General features: G+C 70.2%; 15 protein-coding genes and 1 rRNA gene. 7 read left to right on the top strand and 9 right to left on the bottom strand.

Annotation, left to right across the window (positions count from 1 at the left end):
* Nucleotides 1–109: 109 nt before the first annotated feature.
* Nucleotides 110–2,923, bottom strand: a complete 2,814-nt coding sequence (gene secA / locus ACIBJH_RS18065; RefSeq protein ID WP_399117836.1) for a preprotein translocase subunit SecA — start codon at nucleotides 2,921–2,923, stop codon at nucleotides 110–112.
* A 268-nt stretch (nucleotides 2,924–3,191) separates the two neighbouring features.
* On the opposite strand from secA, the gene ACIBJH_RS18060 reads away from it, so the two are divergent.
* Nucleotides 3,192–3,761: a GNAT family N-acetyltransferase gene (locus ACIBJH_RS18060; RefSeq protein WP_200713182.1), complete on the top strand. Its 570-nt coding sequence runs from the start codon at nucleotides 3,192–3,194 to the stop codon at nucleotides 3,759–3,761.
* A 58-nt stretch (nucleotides 3,762–3,819) separates the two neighbouring features.
* Nucleotides 3,820–4,995, top strand: coding sequence for a winged helix-turn-helix domain-containing protein (locus ACIBJH_RS18055; protein ID WP_399117835.1), 1,176 nt, complete (start codon nucleotides 3,820–3,822; stop codon nucleotides 4,993–4,995).
* A gap of 3 nt (nucleotides 4,996–4,998) precedes the next feature.
* On the opposite strand, the gene ACIBJH_RS18050 is transcribed toward ACIBJH_RS18055, so the two are convergent.
* From ACIBJH_RS18050 to mtnA, 7 genes are all read right to left on the bottom strand, one after another.
* Nucleotides 4,999–5,742, bottom strand: a complete 744-nt coding sequence (locus ACIBJH_RS18050) for a response regulator transcription factor (RefSeq protein ID WP_026178126.1) — start codon at nucleotides 5,740–5,742, stop codon at nucleotides 4,999–5,001.
* Between the two features lie 205 nt (nucleotides 5,743–5,947).
* Nucleotides 5,948–6,640: a ribosome hibernation-promoting factor, HPF/YfiA family gene (hpf, locus tag ACIBJH_RS18045; RefSeq protein ID WP_399117834.1), complete on the bottom strand. Its 693-nt coding sequence runs from the start codon at nucleotides 6,638–6,640 to the stop codon at nucleotides 5,948–5,950.
* Nucleotides 6,641–6,952: 312 nt separating this feature from the next.
* On the bottom strand, nucleotides 6,953–8,065 hold the full coding sequence (locus tag ACIBJH_RS18040; RefSeq protein WP_399117833.1) for a ComF family protein: 1,113 nt from the start codon (nucleotides 8,063–8,065) through the stop codon (nucleotides 6,953–6,955).
* A gap of 242 nt (nucleotides 8,066–8,307) precedes the next feature.
* Entirely contained in the window at nucleotides 8,308–10,146 is a 1,839-nt protein-coding gene (locus ACIBJH_RS18035; RefSeq protein WP_399117832.1) for an LpqB family beta-propeller domain-containing protein, read from the bottom strand.
* Nucleotides 10,136–12,220 carry an MtrAB system histidine kinase MtrB gene (mtrB, locus tag ACIBJH_RS18030; RefSeq protein WP_399117831.1) on the bottom strand — a complete coding sequence of 695 codons (2,085 nt, stop codon included), beginning with the start codon at nucleotides 12,218–12,220 and terminating at the stop codon, nucleotides 10,136–10,138. The genes ACIBJH_RS18035 and mtrB overlap by 11 nt, the downstream gene beginning before the upstream one ends.
* Before the next feature lies 1 nt (nucleotide 12,221).
* Nucleotides 12,222–12,911, bottom strand: coding sequence for a two-component system response regulator MtrA (gene mtrA, locus ACIBJH_RS18025; RefSeq protein WP_187284748.1), 690 nt, complete (start codon nucleotides 12,909–12,911; stop codon nucleotides 12,222–12,224).
* Between the two features lie 8 nt (nucleotides 12,912–12,919).
* Entirely contained in the window at nucleotides 12,920–14,059 is a 1,140-nt protein-coding gene (gene mtnA, locus ACIBJH_RS18020) for an S-methyl-5-thioribose-1-phosphate isomerase (protein WP_399117830.1), read from the bottom strand.
* A 140-nt stretch (nucleotides 14,060–14,199) separates the two neighbouring features.
* Between mtnA and ACIBJH_RS18015 the strand changes: the two genes are divergently transcribed.
* The 5 genes from ACIBJH_RS18015 to ACIBJH_RS17995 are packed head-to-tail and all read left to right on the top strand — an operon-like array spanning nucleotide 14,200 to nucleotide 19,837.
* The gene (locus tag ACIBJH_RS18015) at nucleotides 14,200–15,558 is read left to right on the top strand and encodes a hypothetical protein (protein WP_399117829.1); all 1,359 of its coding nucleotides are present in this window, start codon (nucleotides 14,200–14,202) and stop codon (nucleotides 15,556–15,558) included.
* A 34-nt stretch (nucleotides 15,559–15,592) separates the two neighbouring features.
* On the top strand, nucleotides 15,593–16,348 hold the full coding sequence (locus tag ACIBJH_RS18010) for a DUF4129 domain-containing protein (protein WP_399117828.1): 756 nt from the start codon (nucleotides 15,593–15,595) through the stop codon (nucleotides 16,346–16,348).
* Nucleotides 16,345–17,538 (top strand): DUF4350 domain-containing protein, encoded by a 1,194-nt coding sequence (locus ACIBJH_RS18005; RefSeq protein WP_399117827.1) that lies wholly within the window; start codon nucleotides 16,345–16,347, stop codon nucleotides 17,536–17,538. Before ACIBJH_RS18010 ends, ACIBJH_RS18005 begins: the two co-directional genes overlap by 4 nt.
* Nucleotides 17,535–18,527 carry an AAA family ATPase gene (locus ACIBJH_RS18000; protein ID WP_399117826.1) on the top strand — a complete coding sequence of 331 codons (993 nt, stop codon included), beginning with the start codon at nucleotides 17,535–17,537 and terminating at the stop codon, nucleotides 18,525–18,527. The genes ACIBJH_RS18005 and ACIBJH_RS18000 overlap by 4 nt, the downstream gene beginning before the upstream one ends.
* Complete coding sequence (locus tag ACIBJH_RS17995; RefSeq protein WP_399117825.1) at nucleotides 18,527–19,837, top strand: DUF58 domain-containing protein; 1,311 nt, start codon at nucleotides 18,527–18,529, stop codon at nucleotides 19,835–19,837. Before ACIBJH_RS18000 ends, ACIBJH_RS17995 begins: the two co-directional genes overlap by 1 nt.
* 96 nt (nucleotides 19,838–19,933) lie before the next feature.
* On the opposite strand, the gene rrf is transcribed toward ACIBJH_RS17995, so the two are convergent.
* Nucleotides 19,934–20,050, bottom strand: a 5S ribosomal RNA gene (gene rrf, locus ACIBJH_RS17990).
* Between the last annotated feature and the right edge of the window lie 160 nt (nucleotides 20,051–20,210).

Here is a 20,210-nt window from a genome sequence, read left to right as displayed (position 1 = left end):
CCGGCCCTTCAAGGTCCTTCGAGACCTCCGCGGTCATTCACCGGGGAGCCGTCCCGACAGCTCGGTCCCTCGCCCGGAGACGCCCGTCACCGGGCTCGCGGAGCGACCGTCACTTCTTGCGACGGCTGCTCCGGCGCCCCTGCTTGCGGCGCTCCGCGCGCGTGAGGCCGTCGGCCTCGGAGCGCACCGGCTCGTCGTCGCTGGTGAAGTCACCCTCGACGACGCCGCCCTCTCCGTCCACGCTGGGCGCGGAGAAGTGCAGCCGGTCCGGCCGCTGGGGCGCGTCGAGCCCCTTGGCGCGGATCTCGGGACGGGCGCTCGCCTGCGCGGGCACCGTGTCCTCCTTGTCGAGCGACGGCTTGTCGTCCTCCACGGGGACTTCCTCGACCTGCTGCTCGACCTGGACCTCCAGGTTGAACAGATAGCCGGCGGACTCCTCCTTGATGCCGTCCATCATGGCGGTGAACATGTCGAAGCCTTCGCGCTGGTACTCGACCAGCGGGTCCTTCTGGGCCATCGCGCGCAGGCCGATGCCCTCCTGGAGGTAGTCCATCTCGTAGAGGTGCTCGCGCCACTTGCGGTCCAGCACCGACAGCACGACCCGGCGCTCCAGCTCACGCATGATCTCGGAGCCGAGCTGCTCCTCGCGCTCCTGGTACTGCTCGTGGATGTCGTCCTTGATGGACTCGGAGATGAACTCGGCGGTCAGACCGGCCCGGTCCCCGGCCGCCTCCTCCAGCTCCTCGACGGTGACCTTCACCGGGTAGAGCTGCTTGAACGCGCCCCACAGCCGGTCGAGGTCCCAGTCCTCCGGGAAGCCCTCGGCGGTCTCCGCGGTGATGTACGCGTCGATCGTGTCGTCCATGAAGTGGACGACCTGCTCCTGCAGGTCCTCGCCCTCCAGGACGCGGCGCCGCTCGCCGTAGATGACCTCGCGCTGACGGTTGAGGACCTCGTCGTACTTGAGGACGTTCTTGCGGGTCTCGAAGTTCTGCTGCTCGACCTGCGACTGGGCGGACGCGATCGCGCGCGTGACCATCTTGTTCTCGATCGGCACGTCGTCCGGGACGTTCGCCATGGACATCACGCGCTCGACCATCTGGGCCTTGAACAGCCTCATCAGGTCGTCGCCGAGGGAGAGGTAGAACCGGGACTCGCCCGGGTCGCCCTGACGGCCGGAGCGACCGCGCAGCTGGTTGTCGATACGGCGCGACTCGTGCCGCTCGGTGCCGAGGACGTAGAGGCCGCCGAGGTCCTTGACCTCCTCGAACTCGTCCTTGACCGCCTGCTCGGCCCGCTCCAGGGCGGCGGGCAGGGCCTGGGCCCACTCCTCGATGTGCTCCTCGGGGTCGAGGCCCTGCTGGCGCAGTTCGGCCTCGGCGAGGTCGTCGGGGTTGCCGCCGAGCTTGATGTCCGTACCACGGCCGGCCATGTTGGTGGCGACCGTCACGGCACCCTTGCGGCCGGCCTGGGCGATGATCGGCGCCTCACGGTCGTGCTGCTTCGCGTTCAGCACCTCGTGCTGGATACCGCGCTTGGCGAGCTGCTGCGAGAGGTACTCGGACTTCTCGACCGACGTCGTACCGACGAGGATCGGCTGGCCCTTCTCGTGCTTCTCGGCGATGTCGTCGACGACCGCCTCGAACTTCGCGACCTCGGTGCGGTAGATCAGGTCGGACTGGTCCTTGCGGACCATGGGCCGGTTGGTCGGGATCGGGACGACGCCGAGCTTGTAGATCTGGTGGAACTCGGCGGCCTCGGTCATCGCCGTACCGGTCATGCCCGAGAGGTTGCTGTAGAGGCGGAAGAAGTTCTGCAGGGTGATCGTGGCGAGTGTCTGGTTCTCGTCCTTGATGTCCACCCCTTCCTTCGCCTCGATCGCCTGGTGCATGCCCTCGTTGTAGCGGCGGCCGGCGAGGATACGGCCGGTGTGCTCGTCGACGATCATGACCTCGCCGTCGATGACGACGTAGTCCTTGTCCTTCTTGAAGAGTTCCTTGGCCTTGATGGCGTTGTTCAGGTAGCCCACGAGCGGGGTGTTCACCGACTCGTAGAGGTTGTCGATGCCCAGCCAGTCCTCGACCTTGCTGACACCGCCCTCGTGGATGGCTACCGTGCGCTTCTTCTCGTCGACGTCGTAGTCACCCGTCTCCTCCAGGCCCTTGAGCGAGTTGCCCGCCTCGCCCTTCTTCAGGCGGGTGACCAGCTTGGCGAAGTCGCCGTACCACTTGGTCGCCTGGTCGGCCGGGCCGGAGATGATCAGCGGCGTACGCGCCTCGTCGATGAGGATGGAGTCGACCTCGTCGACGATCGCGAAGTTGTGGCCGCGCTGCACCAGTTCGTCCTGCGACCACGCCATGTTGTCGCGCAGGTAGTCGAAGCCGAACTCGTTGTTCGTGCCGTAGGTGATGTCGCACGCGTACTGCTCGCGACGCTGGGTCGGCGTCATGTTGGCGAGGATGCAGCCGACCTCAAGGCCCAGGAACTTGTGGATGCGGCCCATCATCTCGGAGTCGCGCTCGGCCAGGTAGTCGTTGACCGTGATGATGTGGACGCCGTCTCCGGAGAGGGCGTTCAGATACGCGGGCAGGGTGCCGACCAGGGTCTTGCCCTCGCCGGTCTTCATCTCGGCGACGTAACCGAGGTGCAGGGCGGCGCCGCCCATCATCTGCACGTCGTAGTGCCGCTGGCCGAGGACGCGCTTGGCGGCCTCGCGTACGGTGGCGAACGCCTCGGGCAGCAGGTCGTCCAGGGTCTCACCATCGATGTAGCGCTGCTTGTACTCCTCGGTGAGGGCCTTCAGCTCGGCGTCGGAGAGGTCGACGAAGTCCTCTTCGATGGAGTTGACCTGGTCCGCGATGCGGTGCAGTTTGCGCAGGATCTTGCCTTCGCCTGCACGCATGATCTTCGAGAGGACGGACACGGGGGTTGGTCTCCTTGCCGGTCGGGCCTGGGACGGTCGGTTTCCAATGACATGGCTGAGCAACGGCCATCGTATGCGAGGACCCCGCCACGCCGGGAGCCTGCCGGGGACGCCGACCGTCCACTACTTCAAAAACGCTTCAAAGGGGACAACGGCCGGGAGTCGCCGATGGTGCCGCGTCGTTCCGAGGAATTGCGCGAAATGTGATCACCCGCTCACACAGCGCAAAAGCATGGCGTCCTCGTGCGCTCCCGAGCAGAATCGGCCGATGGAACCCGTCACGCTCACTACCGACCGTCTCCTCCTGCGCAGCGTCGGCCCGCAGGACACCGATGTCGTGTATTCCGCGGCCCAGGACCCCGAGATCCAGCGCTGGACGACGATCCCCTCGCCCTACCTCCCGGAGCACGCGCGGAGTTTCACCGAGCAGCTGGTCCCCGAGGGCTGGGCGAACTGTTCGATGTTCACCTTCGGTGTCTTTCTCCCCGAAGGGGAGTTGGTGGGCATGCTCGGCATCACGATGCGTTCCCTGGGCGTGGGTGAGGTCGGCTTCTGGGCCACGAAGGAGTACCGGGGCAACGGCTACATCACCGAGGCCACCGTCGCCGTCTCCCGCTGGGCCTTCACCCGGCTGTCGATCGACCGCGTGGAATGGCGCGCGGAGGTCGGCAACAAGGGATCCCGCGCGGTCGCCGAGCACGCCGGTTTCACCATCGAGGGCACGCTCCGCTCCGCGATCAACAACAAGGGCGTACGACGGGACTGCTGGGTCGCCTCCCTGCTCCCGTCGGACCTGGGCCTGCCCTCGACCGCCCCGTACCTGCCCGCGCAGCCGTAGCGAGACGAATCCGCAGGTCAGCGCACATTGTCAGTGGCACCCTCTATCGTGCGGAGACATGACGAGTGCCCCGCGCCCCACGACCGACCTGTCGGCAGCCGACGCCCGCCGCATCGCCCTGCGCGCACAGGGTTTCCTCGGTGCCCCCGACCGCCGCGCGGGCGTGCGCGGTGTGCTCCGCCATCTCGGCGCGGTCCAGCTCGACACCATCTCGGTCCTCGCCCGCTCCCACGAACTCATCCCGTACGCCCGCCTCGGCGCCGTCCCCCGCAAGACGGTCGAGGACGCGTACTGGACCCAGACACACGCCTTCGAGTACTGGTCCCACGCGGCCTGCATCCTCCCCGTCGAGGAGTGGCCCCACTTCGCCTTCCGCCGCCGCGCCTACCGCGGCCGGCCGCACTGGAACCACGACCTCCCGGACGGCGCCTACGAGCAGGTCATCAAGCAGCTCCGCGCCGAAGGCCCCCTCACCTCCACGGAGTTGGGCGGCGCCAAGCGCACCAGCGAGTGGTGGGACTGGTCCGGCGCCAAGGTCGCCGTGGAGCGCGCGCTCATGTACGGCGAGGTGGTGTGCGTGGAGCGCCGCGGCTGGAAGCGGGTGTACGACCTCGCCGAGCGCGCGATCCCCGATCAGCTGCTGCACGACGAGCTGGATGACACGGAGTGCCTCCGCCGCCTGGTCCGGCTGGCGGGCCAGTCCTTGGGTGTCGGCACGCGCGCGGACATCGCCGACTACCACCGCCTCAAGGGCGAGCAGGTCGACGCGGTGATCGCCGACTCGGGCCTGGTCCCGGTCACGGTGGAGGGCTGGGGCAAGCCGGCCTGGGCCGACCCGACGGCCCTGGAGACCTCCCCGCGCGGCCGGCATCGCACCACGCTCCTGTCCCCGTTCGACTCCCTGATCTGGGAGCGGGCGCGCACGGAGCGGATCTTCGGCTTCACCCACCGCCTGGAGGCCTACGTCCCCAAACCAAAGCGGATCCACGGCTACTTCGCGATGCCGGTACTCGCCGGCGGCCAGTTGGTCGGCCGCGTGGACCCGGCGCGAGAGGGCCGCACCCTGGTCGCCAAGCAGGTCACCCTGGACGGCGCGAAGGCCGTCCCGTCCGTGGCGCAGGCCCTGGTCGAGGCCGCGAGCTGGGTGGACTGCACGGACGTACGCGTGGAGCGGGTCGACGCCCCCGAACTGCGCGCGCCCCTCGCCGGAGAGCTCCTGCGCCTGCTGGCGTGAGGGTCACCGGATTTCGAGGATCTTCTCCCGCATCGCGTAGACGACGGCCTCCATCCTGGAGTGCAGCTGCAGCTTCTCCAGGATGTTGCGCACATGGTTCTTCACGGTGTTCTCGGAGATGAACAACTGCTTGGCGATATCGCGGTTGTTCATACCGGTGGCGACGAGTTTGAGAACCTCCAGCTCACGGTCGGTGAGCCGGGGCGCGGGCACCAACCGGCGCTCGTCGGTGCGCTGGATCATCGACTTGAACTCGGTGAGCAGTTTCGACGCCATGGAGGGGCTGATCTGCGACTGTCCGTCGGCCACCGCGCGAATGGCGGTGGCCACCTCGTCGGTCGAGATCTCCTTGAGGAGATATCCCGTGGCGCCCGCCTTGATCGCGTCGTAGAGATCGGCCTCTTCGTCGCTGATCGTCAGCATGATGATCTTCGCGCTGGGTGCCACCTCCTTGATGGAGGTACACGCCTCGATCCCGCCCCGCTTCGGCATCCGTACGTCCATCAGCACGATGTCCGGCAGCAGGTCGGCGGCCTTGTCCACGGCCTCGGCGCCGTCGCCCGCCTCGCCGACGACCTGGATGTCCTCCTCGGCCGCCAGCACGATCTCCAGGCCTCGGCGGAAGAGGGCGTGGTCGTCCACGACAAGGACTCTGATCGGCTCCTTGCGTGTCGAGCCCGCTTCCGGGCCCATGGCGACGACGCCATCGGCATCCTCGACATGCATCGGTCCGAAGCTGTCCGCCATCGTTCCTCCCCCTGAAGGCTGTGGCCTGTGGTCCTGCGCCATCGCCAACCCAAGGCAGCGGCCCACGGGTTGGGCCCTGTGCGGCCATGATTCCATGCCCGGACGACAGTGCGGTCACGGAGCGGGGCGCGAAGTGGTCGCACACCGGTGCCCCTGGGGGCGCACACGCGCTCCAGGGGCACCGGCTCAGCTGCCGCCGGGTGGGTCAGCCGCCCAACGTGCCGCCCGCCGCGGGCGGTTGCGCCCGGGTGACCATCGGGTCGGTGCTGAGGTGGATGACGCCGTAGTCGTAGGCGTGCCGCCGGTAGACGACACTCGGTTCCTTGGTCTCGGAGTCGACGAACAGGTAGAAGTCGTGTCCGACCAGTTCCATCTCGTAGAGGGCCTGGTCGAGGGACATCGGAGAGGCGACGTGTGTCTTCTCGCGGACGATGAGGGGGCCTTCGCCCTTCACTTCCAGCGAGCCGATCTTCTTGGTGGGCACACCGTCCGACTGCTCGTCGGGGACGGCGTGGCCGTTGCCGTTGAGCGTCGCCGCACCCGGGACGTGGTCGGGGACCTCGGCGGCCGTGAGCCGACGGGCACCGCGGCGCGTGTGACGCTTGTCGTGCTGCTTGCGCAGCCGGGCATCCAGCTTCTCCGCCGCGAGGTCGAGCGCCGCGTACGGATCGTTGGCCGATGCCTCCGCCCGGATCACCGGACCGCGGGAGCGGAGCGTGATCTCCACTCGGTCGCAACGGTCGGCCTGTCGGGGGTTGGGCTCCTTGGACACCTCGACGTCGAGGCTGATCACCTTGCCGTCGAGCTTCTGGATCTTCTCCAGCTTCAGCTTCTCGGCCACGTGCTTGCGGAACCGCTCGGGCACCTCGGTCTTGCGGCCCTTGACGACGATGTCCACGCAGAACTCCGTTCCCGGATCACTCCGCTTCGCTGCGGAGCGTCTCCCTTTTGCACCAGGCTCCGGTCACCCCGGAACCTCGGACTCGGTGACTTCCACCTCCTCCTCCCCCATGGGCAAGATCTCCACCCCATGGCCGCGGTGATTCCAGAAAACCCGCGGCACGGCATTCGGATAGGAGAGGTGCGGCCTGCGCCTTTCTCTCACAACCGAACATATCTCGCCCGGACGGATGTCGTCACCCTCTACTGCCGCGTACCTCCGTTCAGGTGAATTGGCCCTGTCATTACCTGCAACGACGCAAGTTTGCAGTCAGTTCCGGTTTATTTCGAAGGAATCAGGCGATGCCGCGATCACAGCCGCGCAGATCAGGTCACCAGGGCCGTTCACACCCACGATTCCCGGTGCACTGAGTGCCATGTGACTCCCCTTCTCCTTTGCTGCCCGCATCTGTTCCCCTCTGCCTTCCCGGGACACACCCGCGTACACGGCCGCGGTTGCTCCAACTGCTCCTCCTGGTCCATCGCGGGTGATCGCCTCACGCACGGCGCGTGCCGCCTCCCGCAGCGAGGCCCCCGTCGTCATCAGGTCGTCGACGAGCACGACCGGACCGCCGACCAGCAACCGGGCGCCTCCCGCGACCACCTCCAGGGCACCGGCCAGATTGTCCAGCCGCTGCCGGGAGTTGAGCCCCGACTGGTCGGCCACCCACCGCCGCTGCCGCAGCACGGCCACCACCCGGGCCGGCGTCCCGCTCCGCCGCAACTCCCCCGCCGCCGCGAGAGCGATCCGCCGCGCCGGATCATGCCCACGAGCCCGCACCACCCCACGCGCGGAGGGCACGGGGACCAGCAACACCGGCACCCCGACACCACTCCGGAGCGGCGCGCCGCCTACCTCCTGCCGGTGTCGCCCCGCAGGTGCCCGCCGTGCTCCCGTGGGCGCCTGCCGCGCCCCCGCGGCCGCCCGCTCAGCCCAGTCGTCCCACTCGCCCTCGCTGCCTTCATCCCCCTCCTCCCTCAGCTCACCGAGTCCCGGCACCCGGTCCCCGTCCAACCCCACCGAACCTCCGCTCGGCCCCGCCAACCCCCCGTCCTGCCCCGTCACAGCCCCTCGGCCCCGCGCCCGGCACTCCCGGAGCCCCGCCCGCACAGCGCCCGCGAGAGCCGCGCCCAGGGGCCCCGCGAGGGCCAGTGAGCCTCGTTCCTTGTGGGCGAGGAGCATCGCGCGCACCTCGTCCGCGTAGGGAGCCGCCGCATACGTCGCCGGCAGCCCGGACGGCTCGGGCACCGGTCGTACCCGGCTCGGTACGGCCCCGTTCAGGGCGGCACGGCACTCCGGGCAGAGCACCGTGCGAGGCATCCCGCAGCCTCCGCACTCGGTCGGCAGCACCAGATCCGTGAGGTCCCGCCACCAGCCCCGCATGCCCACCACTGTGCCAACGCTCTCGCCGACCGGCCACCCCTGTGGACAACCGGCGGACGCCTCCCTGTGGACAACTCCGCGCAACCGCCGGAAGCCGTCCCCCACACGAGTGCGGCCCCGCCCCGGAACACGCGAACGGCCGCCTCCTGCCGGGCCTCAGCCCGACCGAAGACGGCCGCTTCGCACTCCCTCACCCCAGGTCAACGGGCAAGCAACTCAACCCAGTTGGGCCGACGATCGCCTCACCCCGGGTAAACCGGCGCCGACCCCGTCTTGACCACCTTCTGCCACTGCGCCCCGGTGGGCAGCCGCACGATCCCGTCCTCCGAATAGGCCACCAGCGGCAGCTTGTCGTCCTCGGACGCGGCGATCTCCTTCACGCCGGTCAGGGCAGTGGGCGCCGGACCCTCCGGAGTGGAGCCGTCGACCTGGACGTACCGCATCTGCTGCACACCGCCCTGCGCGCGCCCGACCACCACGAGCCGGCTGTCCCCGGCCCACGACATGGCCGTGATCTCCTCCAGGTCCGGGGTCGCGGAACGCAGTTCGAGGACCGAGACCACCGGCTGCTCCCCGGTCGCGCCGCTCCGCTGGATCCGCCCGATCTGGAGGGACCGCTTGCCGTTCTTCTCGACGACGAGCGCGATCCGCACCCCGTCGGCCGCCACCCGGACCGACTCGATCCTGCCGTCCAGCCCCAGGGTGTCGACCGCGATCGGCTGGCCGGCGCCCTTCTGCAGCAGGAGCAGCCGGGGATTCTTCGGATTCCGGTCGGCCACCCAGAGGTCGCCCTGCACGTCCCAGCTGGGAGCCGTCAACCGGTCGTCCGCCGTTGTGCCCTGGCTGGTCAGCACGGGGTCCCCGAGCGACGCGCCCGACACCATCGACCCCACGTAGAGCGACTTCCCGTCGAGACTGACCCCGGCCCCGCTCTCCTCGTCGCGCGACACCGCCACCGATCCCAGCGGCTTGGTTCCCTCGCCCAGGGCACCCGGCACCGCCTCGGTGTGCGTGCCCCTGCTGCCGCCGGGTATCCGTACCAACCGGTGCTTGTCGTCGAGGAAGTACAGGTACACGGGGTGGTTCACGGGGCCGCGTGCCACGAGCGACTCCGCGCTGTTCTCGCGGTACACGCACAACTGTGCGCCGTTGGCGGCCTGCAGCTCGACCTCGTCCACCGTGGGCGTCATGGTGTGGAGGGTGTAGAGGATCTGGGTCGCCATCTCGTTGCACCGGGTGAGCCCCACCCGTGAGGCCTTCTGGTTCAACGGGACCGTCAGCTTGTTCTGGTCGTCGGGGGTCAGCGAGGTGACTCCCTTGCGCAGCGCCGTCCCCGTGGGGAAGCTCGACCTGACCACGGGCCCGAGCCAGCTGGTGGGCCCGTCGAGGAGCGAGCGCACCATCTGCGTCATGGGGTCCACCCGCCGCCGTACGAACACGGGGTCCGCCACGGCGATCGGCTGCGAGGTCGTCCCGGCCGTCGTGTTCGACGCGAAGTAGTACTTGTTGACCGACATGTAGTTGCGCTGGAAGTCGGAGCTGCCCATGACGACGCCCTGCGGCAGTCCGTCGATGCGCCACTGTCCGCTCTTCGTGTCCTTCGCCAGGTGCACCCGCTGGCTGTACCGGCCGTCCGCGGGCGAGTACGCCTGCTGCGAGTCGACCGTGGCGACCCGGTCGCCGGTCAGTGTGTACGCGAAAGTGTCGCCGTCCTCCCGGTCGCCGGGGGGATGAACGGCCTCGGTGCTCGGCCCGTCGGCGAGCACGGTGGTGGACGCCTCCGGCTGCCAGCCCCGCGCCGCCTTGGCGGTCAGGTACAGGCGCGCCGTCTTGTAGTTCGGATCGTCGCTGGTCAGTGCTTCCAGGAAGCCCTGCACGATCTCCCCCTGCGTCGCGTCCTCCCGGGGAGGCATCGCGAAAACCCGCACCTGGGTGTCCTGTCGCGGCGTCGACTCGACACCCCGGAGGTCCCCGCTGTCCGGCATCGAGGCACATCCCGCCAGCACTACGACGCCGCACGCGATGTACGCCGCCGCGCGTGCCGGCTTTCGCCGGGCGCCCTCCTCGCGGTCAGCGCCCACGAGATGCCTCCCCCTGCTTGTTCGATTCCTCCGGCACTGCGGCCGGGTCGACACCGCGCGCGGTGTCACTGCGAGGCGCGTCCGCGGCCGGCCGGTCCTCCTGGCGCCGTGTGCCGCCGGTCGGCCGGGGCACCACGCGTGCGCCGTTGCCGGGCAGCGCCGTAGGGTCCGCTGTCGCGGTCGTGGCGGTCAGCCTCGGGGCGATCGGGGTCCGCGCGGGTATCGGCGCCCCCTGGTCACCCATCGGCTGCACCGGGACCGTCGCCCGCTTGTCCCCGCCCCCGCTCGGCAGGCCGGCGTCGTTGAGTCCACGATTACGGCGTGAGTCCTTGGGCTCCAGGGGTATCGGCGAGCCCCGTAGCGGTTCGTCCGCGGTCCTCGGCAGCGTCAGCCGGAACTGCGAACCGCCGCCCGGCTCACCCCACGCCTGCAGCCAGCCGCCGTGCAGCCGTGCGTCCTCCAGGGCGATGGACAGCCCCAGACCCGTACCACCGGTGGTACGCGCGCGTGCCGGGTCGGCCCGCCAGAAGCGGCTGAACACCCGGGTCGCCTCACCGGGCTTGAGCCCCACCCCGTAGTCGCGCACCGCGATGGCGACCGCCCCGCCCGCGGTGGCGAGCTTGACTATGACGTCCTTGCCGTCACCGTGCTCCACGGCGTTGACGACGAGATTGCGCAGCACCCGCTCCACCCGCCGGGCATCGGCCTCGGCGACCACGGGCTGCTGGTCGCCGACGACGCGTATCTGCGTGCCCTTGCGCTCGGCGAGGGGCTCGGCCCCGCTGATGACCCGCCGTACGACTTCCCTGAGGTCTATCGGCTCGGCCTCAAGGGCCGCCGCTCCCGCGTCGAAGCGGCTGATCTCCAGCAGGTCGGCGAGCAGCGTCTCGAAGCGGTCCAGCTGGTCGGCGAGGAGTTCGGCCGACCGCGCGGTCATCGGATCGAAGTCCACGCGCGCGTCGTGGATGACATCGGCGGCCATGCGTACGGTCGTCAGCGGCGTGCGCAGCTCGTGCGACACGTCGGAGACGAACCGGCGCTGCATCCGCGAGAGGTCCTCCAGCTGCTGGATCTTCAACTGGAGGTTCTGCGCCATCTTGTTGAAGGCCTCGCCGAGCCGCGCGATGTCGTCCTCGCCGGTGACCTTCATCCGCTCCTGCAGGCGCCCGGCGGACAGCCGCTCGGCGATCCCCGCGGCCATCCGCACCGGCGTGACGACCTGCCGCACCACGAGCCAGGCGATGGCCCCGAGGAGTACGACGACGAAGAGCCCGGCCGTCGCCAGTGTCCCCTTGACCAGGCTGAGCGACTTCTCCTCCTGGGTGAGCGGGAAGAGGTAGTACAGCTGGTACGGGTTGTTGTTCGGGTCGTTGACCTGCTTGCCGACGACGAGCGCGGGCTGGGACTCCTTGCCGTTGCTGTAGATGATCCGGGTGTAGCTCTGGGCCGCCGCCGTACTGCCGTTGACCCGCGCGCGCAGGTCCTCGGGCACGCTCGCGGACGGATCGACGTACCCGGAACCGCGCGGACTGCGTCCGCCACCGCTGTCGGCACCAGCCGGCAGCGTCACCACGTCGAAGGCACCCTGGCCGCCGCTGGACAGCGACGACACCAGGTCGCTCATCCATGAGATGACGTTCTGCGAGGAGTTGCCGTCGGTCGCGGAGCCGTCGTCGGCGGTCCCGCTGGCCGCCTCGTCGGCCCTCTGCTTGGCCACGGCGAATCCACCCGTGGCCTGGCTCTGCGAGGCCTTCACCTTGGCGTCCAGCAGGCCGTTGCGCACCTGGCCGATGACGACGAATCCCAGCAGCAGGACGACGCCCAGCGACATCAGCAGGGTCGTGACGACGACCTTGAGCTGGATGTTGCGCCGCCACAGCCGCATGACCGGCAGCAGCGGCCGGCGCACCCAGCGCATGAACAGGCGGAGGACCGGGCTGCCCTGGACTCCGCCCTGCAGCAGCCCGCCCTCCAGCAGGCGTGCCCAGCGGGAGCCCGCCGCCGTCCGGCCGACAGGCCGCCCCGCGCGGGCCCCGGTCCCCCCGGGTGCCGAAGCGGCACTGTCCCTGGACATGTCAGCTCGGTCCCGCCTTGTAACCGACGCCGCGGACGGTCACCACGATCTCCGGCCGCTCCGGGTCCTTCTCGACCTTGGAACGCAGCCGCTGGACATGCACGTTGACCAGACGGGTGTCCGCCGCGTGCCGGTAGCCCCAGACCTGCTCCAGGAGCACCTCACGCGTGAACACCTGCCACGGTTTACGGGCCAGCGCGACCAGCAGATCGAACTCCAGCGGCGTCAGCGCGATCGACTGCCCGTCCCGCTTCACGGAGTGACCGGCCACGTCGATGACCAGATCGCCTATGGCGAGCTGCTCGGGCGCCGGCTCCTCGGACCTCCGCAGCCGCGCCCGGATCCGGGCGACCAGCTCCTTCGGCTTGAACGGCTTCACGATGTAGTCGTCGGCGCCGGACTCCAGGCCCACCACGACATCGACGGTGTCGCTCTTCGCCGTGAGCATCACGATCGGTACCCCGGACTCCGCCCTGATCAGGCGGCACACCTCGATACCGTCCCGTCCGGGCAGCATCAGGTCCAGGAGCACCAGGTCGGGCTTGCTCTCACGGAAAGCGGCCAGCGCCTTGTCGCCGTCGGCTACGAAAGACGGCTCAAAACCTTCACCACGCAACACAATGCCGAGCATCTCGGCCAGTGCGGTGTCGTCATCGACGACAAGGACTCGTCCCTTCATAAACGACATCATCCCATTAACTAAATCGTTACCTGTCGTGACCTGTCACACAGCTCTGCCAGCGCCCCCGCAGTCACGGGCGAAACAGCGCCTTCTTCGGTGACGATCGCCGTCACCAGCTCGGGAGGCGTCACGTCGAACGCCGGGTTGTAGGCCTGGGTCCCCAGGGGTGCCACCGGAATCCCGCCTCCCGCTCCCGACACCGTCACTTGGGGTGACGTGATCTCCGTCACTTCGAACCCGGGGCGCTGCTCCACCTCGATGGACGCCCCGTCCGGCGTGTCCGGATCCACCGTCGTCACCGGTGCCACCACGATGAACGGCACATGGTGGTACCGGGCGAGCACGGCGAGCGGATAGCTCCCCACCTTGTTCGCCACCGAACCGTCGGCGGCGATCCGGTCCGCCCCGATCAGCACCGCATCCACCTCCCCGGCCGCGAACAAGGAGCCCGCCGCGTTGTCCGTGAGCAAGGTGTACGCCATACCGTTGCGCGCCGCCTCATAAGCCGTCAGGCGAGCACCTTGCAGCAATGGACGCGTTTCGTCCACCCACAGCCGCCGCAGCCGCCCGTCCCGGTGCGCCGCGAGCGCCACCGCGAAGGCCGTGCCCTCACCGCCCGACACCAGCGCTCCGGTGTTGCAGTGCGTCAGAATCCGGTGCCCGCCGCCGGGCAGCAGCTCGTCCAGCAGGGCCAGCCCGTGCGCGGCCATCCGCGCGCTGGCCTCGGTGTCCTCCCGGTGCAACCGCCGCGCCGCCGCCAGCGCGGCCCCGGCCGCCTGCTCCGGATCGCCGCCCTTGGCCACCGCGTCACGGTGCGCGGCCTGCGCCCTGCGCACGCCCACGGAGAGGTTCACCGCGGTCGGCCGGGCACCGGCCAACGCCAGCGCGGCCTCGTCCACGTCGAAGCCCCGCGCGGCGGCGAGCGCGACACCGTACGCCCCCGCGATGCCGAGCAGCGGCGCCCCGCGCACCGCCAGCGAACGGATCGCCTCCACCAGCGCGGAGGCGTCCGTGCACACCAGCTCGACCTCCTCGGCGGGCAGCCTCGTCTGGTCGAGCAGGACCAGTACAGGCCCCTCGGGGGGTTCGTCCCAGCGGATCGCGGGTATCTCGGTCGGCCGGCCGTTCTCGCCGGATTGCGCGTACTGATCAGCCATGCGGTCAGTCTGCCCCGTATCCGACGGACAATTGAAGGTGTGCAGCCCATACCGCGGCCGGTCACCGGTCGACCACCCCATGGCACGATGGCTGCCAACCTGCCGCCGCGCCCGCGGACGGGCACCGTGAAGGAGCGACGATGAACGACACTCCGGGCTGGGCCTCGCCCGGATCCGCCCCGCCCGACGGGCCCGAGCCCGGCGGGTCCGGTCCGGCCGGGCCCGGAGACGGCTCCGGCCCCGCACAGCCCGCGGACCAGCCCGGCACGGACCCGTCGGGCACCGGCCCGCAGTGGTCCAAGGAGCAGCCGCCACCCGCCCAGTGGTCCGCGCCCACCGACGCCCCGGGCCCGGGCCAGGCACCGCCCCCACCACCCGGCCCCGGCTGGGGCGGCGGCCACCCCGGCGGCCCGGCGGGCCCCGGAGGCCCCGGAGGCCCTGGGGGATATGGCGGGCCCGGCGGCTACGGCGCTCCCGGCTGGGGAGCCGGCTGGGGTGGTCCCCCGCCCGCGGCCAAGCCCGGTGTGATCCCGCTCCGCCCGCTCGGCGTCGGCGAGATCCTCGACGGCGCCGTATCCACCATGCGCACCTACTGGCGCACGGTCCTGGGTATCTCGCTCAGCGTCGCGGTCGTCATGCAGACCATCGTCGTCCTCGTCCAGGGCTTCGCCTTCAGCGATCTCACCAGCGCCAACGCCCTCGACGACCCGAACGCCAGCGCCTCCGAAGTGACCCGCGGCATGAGCGAGGCCTTGCTCAGCACCGGCGTCGTCTACCTGGTCGCCCTCATCGGCACGGTGATCGCCACCGCCCTGCTCACGGCCGTCACCAGCCGCGCCGTCCTCGGCAAGCCGGTCACCGCCACGGAAGCCTGGCGTGACGCCCGCCCCCAGGTGCTCAAGCTGTTCGGCCTGATCTGCCTGCTGATCCTCATGGCCATCGTCCTGATCGGCGTCCCCACCGTGCCCGGCATCATCGTGGGCGTCACGGGATCCGTGGACGGGGGCATCGCACTCGCCGTCATCGGTGGCCTCATCGGCTGCGGTGTCACCCTTTGGCTGGCGATCCGCTTCTCCCTGGCCTCGCCCGCACTGATGCTGGAGAAGCAGGGCATCGTGAAGTCGATGAGCCGCTCCGCGAAGCTGGTGCGCGGCTCCTGGTGGCGGATCTTCGGCATCCAGCTGCTCGCCCAGATCATCGCGAGCATCCTGTCGTCCATCCTCGTGATCCCGTTCGCCTTCATCGCCGGGCTGCTGAGCGGTGACGGCCTCAGTGGCCTCGTCAACGGCACCGGCGACGTCGGCTGGACGTTCCTCGTCATCAGCGGCATCGGCGCGGTGATCGGCCGCATGATCTCGTTCCCGATCACGGCGGGCGTCACCGTGCTCCTGTACATCGACCAGCGCATCCGCCGCGAGGCCCTCGACCTCGACCTGGCCCGCGCCGCCGGAGTCCAGGACCACGGCACCGCCGCCCCCGGCCCCACCCCGGGGAGCTGATGCGGTGAGCCTGGCGGGGGGAGTTCTCACAGCAATGCCCGCGGCGCTGCCGCACACCGTCGAATCGGCCACGAGGGCGCTGCTGCGCGCCCACGGCACAGTCGTACGGTCGTCGGCCCTCTCGGGGGACGAGCCGCCGGTGACGATCCCGCGCGACCCCGCGCGGGAGGCGGCCCGGCGTGAACTGTCCAAGCAGATGTACCACGAGAACGACCCCAGCCTGGTGCAACGAGCCCTGGACGCCATCTCGCGCTGGGTCGACAAACTGTTCAGCAGGGCATCGGAGGCGACACCCGGCGGAACGCTCGGCCTGGTCGTCGTCATCCTGGTCGTCCTCGCGGTCGTGGCCGCCCTGTGGTGGCGCCTCGGCACCCCCCGCCGCGAACCCGCCTCCGCCGCCGCCCTGTTCGACGACCGGCCCCGGAGCGCCGCCGAACACCGCTCGGCCGCCGAGGCACACGCCGCCCAAGGACACTGGAACCCCGCCGTGCAGGAACGCATGCGTGCCATCGTCCGCTCTCTGGAGGAACGCGCCCTGCTCGATGTCCGCCCCGGCCGCACGGCCGACGAGGCGGTCGCGGAAGCCGGCCGCGCACTCCCGTCGCACACGGACGAACTGCGCGCCGCCGCCGGACACTTCGACGACGTGACGTACGGCGGGCGCGGCGCGAGCGAGCAGTCGTACCGCCGCATCGCCGAACTCGACCGCGGCCTGGAGCGGACCAGGCCCGTCCTCACGAGCAGCGCCCACAGCACGGCCCACCACACCAGCCAGGGGGCCGCCGAATGACCACGGAGGCGACGCTTCCCGCCACTTCGGCCTCGCCCACCGTCCGCCAGGTGTGGACCCGCGCGCGTGGCATCGTCCTCGCGCTCGTGGTCCTCCTGGCAGCCGCCGTGGGGATCGCCGCGATCCGCTCCGATGCCCGGCACGGCGACCTCGACCCGCGCTCCGCCGACCCCTACGGCAGCCGCGCTGTCGCCGAACTCCTCGGCGACCGGGGCGTGTCCACGCGCGTGGTCTCGACCCTGACCCAGGCCCGCGCCGCGGTCGGCCCGGACACCACCCTCCTGGTCGCCGTCCCGGACCTGCTGACCAAGCGTCAACAGTCCGCCCTGCACGCGTCGTTCGCGAACTCCGGCGGCCGTACGGTCCTCGTCGCGCCCAGCACGCCGTCCCTGAGCCGACTCGCCCCCAGGGTCACCGTGGACGCCGGGCCCAGCTTCGACTCGCCGCTCTCCCCCGACTGCTCGATGCCCGCCGCCCGGCGCGCGGGCGACGCGGAAACCGGTGACTACAGGTACACGACCACGGCCACCGACGCCGACGAGTGCTACCCCAGCGACGGCCGACCGACCCTGCTCCGGCTCCCGGACGCATCCGCGGGCGGCGACACCGTGGTCATCGGCGCGCCCGACATCTTCCTCAACAAGCGTCTCGACAAGCAGGGCAACGCCTCGCTCGCCCTGCAACTCCTCGGCTCGCGTCCCCATCTGGTCTGGTACCTCCCCTCGCTGTCCGACACCACGGCCACCGACTCCGGCAGCCAGAGCTTCCTCGACCTGCTCCCCTCGGGCTGGCTCTGGGGCACCCTGCAACTGTTCATCGCCGCAGCCCTGGCCGCCCTCTGGCGGGCACGCCGACTGGGCCCCCTCGTGCCCGAAAAACTCCCCGTGGCGATCCGCGCCTCCGAAACCGTCGAAGGCCGCGCCCGCCTCTACCGCAAAGCCAACGCCCGCGACCGCGCGGCCACCGCTCTGCGCTCCACCACCCGCACTCGCCTCGCCCCCCTCGCAGGCGTCCCCGTCTCCCAGGCGCACGCGCCCGAAGCCCTGCTCCCCGCACTGTCCGCGCACCTCCACGGCGACGGACAGACCCTGCACTCCCTCCTCTTCGGCCCGCCGCCCAGCGACGACGCGGCCCTCATAGCACTTGCCGACCAACTCGACGCCCTCGAAAGAGAGGTACGCCGTCCATGATGGACCCGACCACTGACAACGCCGGGCCTGCGGGGAATCCGGGCGCCGCCCGAGCCTCCCTCGAATCCCTGCGCGCCGAGATCGCCAAAGCCGTGGTCGGCCAGGACCCCGCCGTGACCGGCCTCGTCGTCGCCCTCCTCTGCCGCGGACACGTTCTACTGGAAGGAGTCCCCGGAGTCGCCAAAACGTTGCTCGTCCGAGCGCTCGCATCCGCGCTCGAACTCGACACCAAGCGCATCCAGTTCACCCCGGACCTGATGCCCAGCGACGTCACCGGCTCCCTGGTCTACGACACCCGCTCCGCCGAGTTCCGCTTCCAGCCCGGCCCGGTCTTCACCAACCTCCTCCTCGCGGACGAGATCAACCGCACCCCGCCGAAGACCCAGTCGTCCCTCCTCGAAGCGATGGAGGAACGCCAGGTCACGGTCGACGGCACCGCGCGCCCCCTCCCCGACCCCTTCCTGGTCGCCGCGACGCAGAACCCCGTCGAGTACGAGGGCACGTACCCCCTCCCCGAAGCCCAACTCGACCGCTTCCTCCTCAAGCTGACGATCCCGCTCCCCTCCCGCCAGGACGAGATCGACGTCCTCACCCGCCACGCCGAAGGCTTCAACCCGCGCGACCTGCACGCCGCCGGCCTGCGCCCCGTAGCGAACGCGGCCGACCTCGAAGCAGCCCGCGCGGCGGTCGCCAAGACAACGATCTCCCCCGAAATCACCGCCTACGTAGTCGACATCTGCCGCGCCACCCGCGAATCGCCGTCCCTCACCCTCGGCGTGTCTCCGCGCGGCGCCACCGCCCTCCTCGCCACCTCGCGCGCATGGGCCTGGCTCACCGGCCGCGACTACGTCATCCCCGACGACGTGAAGGCCCTGGCACTCCCCACCCTCCGCCACCGCGTACAGCTGCGCCCCGAGGCCGAGATGGAGGGCGTGACGGCGGACTCCGTCATCAACGCGATCCTCGCCCACGTCCCGGTCCCCCGCTGATGGCCCTCACCGGCCGCGCCGCCCTCCTCGCAGCCCTGGGCTCCGTCCCCGTAGGCATCTGGGAACCCAGCTGGACAGGCATCCTGGCCGTCAACGTCCCCCTGGCGGTGGCCTGCGCCTGCGACTTCGCCCTGGCCGCCCCGGTACGCCGCCTGAGCCTCACCCGCTCGGGCGACACCTCCGTACGCCTGGGCGAATCAGCCGACGTCACCCTGACCGTCACCAACCCGTCCCGCCGCCTGCTCCGAGCCCGCATCCGCGACGCCTGGCCCCCCAGCAGCTGGCTCCCCGGCACGGAATTCGCCGCCTCCCGCCACCGCCTGACGGTCCCGCCCGGCGAACGCCGCCGCCTCACCACCCGCCTACGCCCCACCCGCCGAGGCGACCGCCAAGCGGACCGAGTGACCATCCGTTCCTACGGCCCCCTCGGCCTCCTCACCCGCCAGGGCACCCACGCCGTCCCCTGGGCCGTACGCGTCCTGCCCCCCTTCACCAGCCGCAAGCACCTCCCGTCGAAACTCGCCCGTCTCCGCGAACTCGACGGCCGCACCAGCGTGCTGACCCGCGGCGAAGGAACAGAGTTCGACAGCCTGCGCGAATACGTCCCGGGCGACGACACCCGCTCCATCGACTGGCGCGCCACCGCCCGCCAAACGACGGTCGCCGTACGCACCTGGCGCCCGGAACGCGACCGCCACATCCTCTTGGTCCTCGACACCGGTCGCACCTCGGCCGGCCGCGTCGGCGACGCCCCACGCCTCGACGCCTCCATGGACGCCGCCCTGCTCCTGGCAGCCCTGGCATCCCGCGCAGGCGACCGCGTGGACCTCCTCGCCTACGACCGCCGGGTCCGCGCCCTCGTCCAGGGCCGCACCGCACGCGACGTACTCCCGTCACTGGTCAACGCGATGGCGACCATCGAACCGGAACTCGTCGAAACAGACGCCCGAGCCCTCGCCGCCACGGCAATCCGCACAGCACCGCGCCGCTCCCTGATCGTCCTGCTCACCAGCCTCGACGCGGCCCCGGTCGAAGAGGGCCTGCTCCCCGTCCTCTCCCAACTCACCCAGCGCCACACGGTTCTGGTGGCATCCGTGGCAGATCCACACATCGCGCGCATGGCCACGGCCCGTGGAAACACAGAGGCCGTGTACGAGGCGGCAGCCGCGGCACGTGCCCAGACCGAACGCGACCGCACTGCGGAAAAACTCCGCCGACATGGCGTCACCATCGTCGACGCAACACCGGACGACCTCGCACCGGCACTGGCGGACGCATATCTGGCTCTCAAGGCTGCGGGACGTTTGTAATACGGGGTCTGCTTGAAAAGCAGACCCCGTTTCAGCTCCCCCTAAACGCAGAAAACCCCCGCACCGGAATCCGGTACAGGGGTTTTCGCAATATTTGTTCGGCGGCGTCCTACTCTCCCACAGGGTCCCCCCTGCAGTACCATCGGCGCTGTAAGGCTTAGCTTCCGGGTTCGGAATGTAACCGGGCGTTTCCCTCACGCTATGACCACCGAAACACTATGAAACACATCAACCGCACCGTACGTGACCTGTACGGGGTTGTTCGTGGTTTCAGAACCAACACAGTGGACGCGAGCAACTGAGGACAAGCCCTCGGCCTATTAGTACCGGTCACCTCCAGCGGTTACCCGCCTTCCAGATCCGGCCTATCAAC

The sequence above is a fragment of the Streptomyces sp. NPDC050548 genome, from assembly GCF_044457385.1.
Lineage (GTDB): Bacteria > Actinomycetota > Actinomycetes > Streptomycetales > Streptomycetaceae > Streptomyces.
Note: the sequence above shows the minus strand (reverse complement) of the source record. Positions and strands in the feature narration are given on the sequence as shown.